The following is a 4,036-nucleotide window of genomic DNA, read 5'->3' on the forward strand; positions in this document are numbered from 1 at the left end:
TGCGAGGCTGGCCCAGCAGGACGCATAAGCCTCAACTGGCGGGCGTTGCTGCTGCCGCTTCCCCTTCTGGAGCACCTGTGCTGGCACGAACTGTGCCATCTGCGCCACATGAATCACTCCCAGGCCTACAGGGCGGAGTTGACCCGCTATTCCCCGGACTGGCCCGGATGCGAAAAGGCCCTGGACCGGGCATGGCGCAATCTGCCCTGGTGGGCCTTGCCCGGCGAAGATCCGGCACAAGGCGACAGCTAGACCAGATTAACTTTGAGAATGCATGTTCTCCAGGTTCATCTGTTCCACGGGCGTTTACGAGTGAATAATTTGCCTGTTCTGCAAGAATTTTCAGGAAAATCCCTGCCATGAAATACAAGCAGGCAGGCAAAAGCCCGCCTGCTCGCATTTCAAGTGTCAAATGCTCTTAGGGATTCAGGTCTTTCATGGAATTGGCCCTGCCCGCCACCACAATGGTATCACCCTTATTCAGCACGGTCATGGCCGGAGGAACAAAGTTGAAAGAGTGCTCCCCCACGGGACGAATGCCCAGCACCATAATATTGAAACGCTGCATGAGGTTAAGCTCCACCAGCGTTTTGCCGTGCCATTCGTCCACCTTCAGTTCCTGAATGGCGATGCCCCCGTACTTGGGGATAAGGTCCAGCATGCCCGGATAGGTGAGCTGATGGGCGGCCATGACGGCGGCCTCCATCTCGGGAACCAGAGCGCGATTGACGCGCAACCGCTGCAGAATCTTGCGGTGTTCCTCATTGGACGCCTTGACCCATATTTTGGGACCGCCCAGTTCCTGCACGTTGAGAGTGATGCTGAGTGACTGCTCCACGCTTTCACCCACGCTGATGACCACCCAGTCCAGATCCTGCACATGCAATGAACGCAGCACGGCAATATTGGTGGCATCGGCCTTGTAAACGGACTCCAGCGCATCCTCGGCCCGCTGCACCCGCGCATCGGACATGTCTATGCCTACCACCGTGTGTCCCAGTGAAACAAGGGTGGTCGCCATGCGCAGGCCAAATTTGCCCAGGCCGATAACGCCTATTTCCAGCTTCTTTTCCGCCATCTCTTTCTTTCTCCGTGCTGTATCCGGGCCGCAAGCGCCGGGGAACCCCTCCGCCGCAAAGACCGGGCAAGGCCGGAGCCTCGCCGGGCATGCCGGGAAAAACCCGACTGCTGCTCTCTACTGCGCAGCATTGTGTCAGGGACAAAAAACGGTTTAGGTAACACCGAAAAAACCGCTGCGCCTTCAGGCCGAAGGCAGCGCCCTTTCCAGCGCAACTATACATATAAAAAGCCCTTGAACCACTTTTCGCAACCAGCGGTTAGAGCAATTTCACTTTGAAATTGCTCTGGCGGCTGCGTGAGCAGACGTTCGCTACGGAGGCGTAAGCGCAGTTTATCTGCGCGGTTAAACGCCGAAGTGAGCGTGCCTTAAACTTTGAGAATGTATATTCTCAAAGTTAATCTGCTCTAGCCGATGGGCAGTTGCGTTTCCGCCACGGTATACGCCTTGCGCGGCTGGAGGCTCTGCACCGCCATGAGCAAGCTCAGCAGCCCCACGCGCCCGGCAAACATGTTTACGATAATAACGCCCTTGCCCTCGGCGCTCAGCTCCGGGGTCAGGTTCATTGAAAGCCCCACTGTGCCAAGGGCCGAGACCTCTTCAAACAGGATGCGCAGAAAGGACGGCCCTTCGCCGCCGGTGCCGTGCAGTATGCCGTACTCCGTAATGCTGAGCAGAAACGTGGAAATCCCCACCAGCATGGAATAGAAGAAAAACAGGGTCAGCGCGCGGCTTACGTTTTCTGCCGGTACGCCCCTGCCCTCCAGCACGATCTGCCTGTCGCCCCGGAACTGGGCGGCAATATAGCCCACCAGCACCCTGAAGGTCACAACCTTGATGCCCCCGGCACAAGACCCCGGGCCGCCGCCCACAAACATGAGCGCCATGAGCACCAGCAGAGTGGCCTCACTCAGGCTGCTCATATTGACGGTATTAAAACCGGCCGTGCGAGCCACCGCAGCCTGAAAAAACGCCGTAAGGGCCAGATCAAAGCCGTCGCCAAGCGCATGCTCGTTGCCCACCCGCCAGAATTCGATCACAAATCCCACCGTCGCTCCGACCACAATAAGAAAAACCGTTGTCTTGAGCACAAGGCGGCTGAAGCGGCTGAACTTGCGCACGGGAACGCCCATGCGCCCGCCGGAAATGATGCCCAGGGCTTCGCGCAGCACGCCAAAGCCGATGCTGCCCAGAAAAACGCTGGCCGCAATGATGCCGTTGACCGCCACATCGTCCCGAAAATTCATGAGACTGTTGGGACTGAGCGAAAAACCCGCGTTACAGAAGGCCGAAACAGCATGAAACGCCGCACTGATAGGATGAAAAAACACGGGGTCATGCCAATAGAGCAGCAGAGCCGTGACAAACTCGATGCTGAATACCAGCGCCAGCACCTGCAAAAGAAAGCCCTTGAGGTTAAAGTCGTCGCCAAGCAGCGCCTGGCTCACGGCCTCCCGGCTGGTAAAGGGTACGGAGTTTCGCCAGAGCAAAAAAATGATGCTTGTATAGGTCATGACGCCAAGGCCGCCCAACTGCACGAGAAAAAGCAGCACCATCACACCGGCGGGGCTGAGCGCCACGCTGATGTCCACAGGCGTCAGCCCGGTAACGCAAACAGCCGACGTGGCGAGAAAGGCCGCATCAATGGGGCTGAGCCTTTGGCCTTCCTGCAGGCTCACAGGCATGTGCAGCAGAACTGCGCCCACGACAATAACCGCCAGAAAGGAAAATACGGGCCACGTAAGAGGGCTGAAAAATCTGTTCCTCTGCATGCCCCCATTTATGCCGTCCGCGAGAGGAAAGCAAGATGGTGAATCATGTTCGTTCTCCTTCATATTTCACATGAAAAACATATGAAATTCAGCGAACCACGCCGCAACCCAGGCAGCAGTTCATGCCCGCAGTTCATGCCGCAATCCCCGACGTCCCTTGCCCTTCCTGCCCCGGCTTCAGCCCAACGCGGCGTTGGGCCATGCCCTGCGCGCCCCCCCCTGCCCAGCCGGGCGACCATCCCACGCCATTTTTTCGGACACGGCAGTTCACACTTTACATACGACTGTTGCGCGGATATAGTCCGTTTCGAGCTAGGGGAGCCGTGCATACACGATGCATGGCTGAGAGTGGGATCTCCCAGACCCTTGAACCTGACGCAGTTCGCACTGCCGGAGGGAAGCCGCGGCCACAAGCTGTTCCGCTGCTTGTGGTTTTTTTGCGCCCTGCGTCGCAACCCGCGAGGCACACATGTCTACCACACTTTTTTCGCAGAACGCCGCGTTGCGCGACCTTCTGGACTCCCACCTGGACAGCTTGTCCGCCGAAGAGCAGCTGGAGGCCCAAAGCATCACCGCCGCCCTTGAGGCCGGCACTATGGTTCTGCTGGGCAACCCCGCCCACAAAGGGCTGAAGCCCATTCTTGTGGGCCAGCCCGCCAGAATCAAGGTAAATGCCAATATCGGCACGTCTCCCCTGAGCAACTGCCCCCATACCGAAGAACGCAAAATTCAGGCCGCTCTTGAGGCCGGAGCCGACACGGTGATGGATCTTTCCATCGCCGGTGATCTGGACGCCCTGCGTCTCGGCATGCTGGACGCCTGCCCCCGGCCCCTCGGCACGGTTCCCCTCTATGCCGTGGGCCAGCGCATTCTGGACGCGGAACGCGACATTGCCAGCATGAACCCGGACGAGCTTTTTGACGAAATTGCCAAACAGGCCCGCCAGGGCGTGGACTTTGTTACCGTTCACTGCGGCCTTTCGCGGCGCGGGGCCGAAATGGCCGTCAAAAACAACCGTGTTCTGGGCATTGTCTCGCGCGGCGGCTCCATGCTGGCCCGCTGGATGCTGGAAAACGACCGCGAAAACCCCCTGCTGGAATACTTTGACCGTCTGCTCGACATCTGCCGCCCCTACAACGTCACCCTCTCTCTCGGTGACGGCCTGCGCCCCGGCGCGGGCGTTGAC

General features: G+C 58.7%; 4 protein-coding genes and 1 riboswitch. Of the genes, 2 read left to right on the forward strand and 2 right to left on the reverse strand.

All coding sequences use genetic code 11. The features are described 5' to 3' along the window. A partial coding sequence (locus V6C16_RS08845) for a M48 family metallopeptidase (protein ID WP_333543033.1) occupies window positions 1–252 on the forward strand: 252 nt, incomplete at its 5' end. A gap of 166 nt (window positions 253–418) precedes the next feature. On the opposite strand, the gene V6C16_RS08850 is transcribed toward V6C16_RS08845, so the two are convergent. Beyond that, complete coding sequence (locus V6C16_RS08850) at window positions 419–1,078, reverse strand: potassium channel family protein (protein ID WP_333535090.1); 660 nt, start codon at window positions 1,076–1,078, stop codon at window positions 419–421. Between the two features lie 407 nt (window positions 1,079–1,485). Then, the gene (locus tag V6C16_RS08855; protein ID WP_333535092.1) at window positions 1,486–2,850 is read right to left on the reverse strand and encodes a TrkH family potassium uptake protein; all 1,365 of its coding nucleotides are present in this window, start codon (window positions 2,848–2,850) and stop codon (window positions 1,486–1,488) included. A gap of 304 nt (window positions 2,851–3,154) precedes the next feature. Next, a riboswitch (TPP riboswitch) is annotated at window positions 3,155–3,266 on the forward strand. 53 nt (window positions 3,267–3,319) lie between these two features. On the opposite strand from V6C16_RS08855, the gene V6C16_RS08860 reads away from it, so the two are divergent. Further along, the coding region (locus V6C16_RS08860) for a phosphomethylpyrimidine synthase ThiC (RefSeq protein WP_333543034.1) at window positions 3,320–4,036 on the forward strand (717 nt) is incomplete at its 3' end.

It is taken from the genome of Desulfovibrio sp. 1188_IL3213 (assembly GCF_036763145.1).
In the GTDB taxonomy this organism is placed as follows: Bacteria; Desulfobacterota; Desulfovibrionia; order Desulfovibrionales; family Desulfovibrionaceae; genus Desulfovibrio.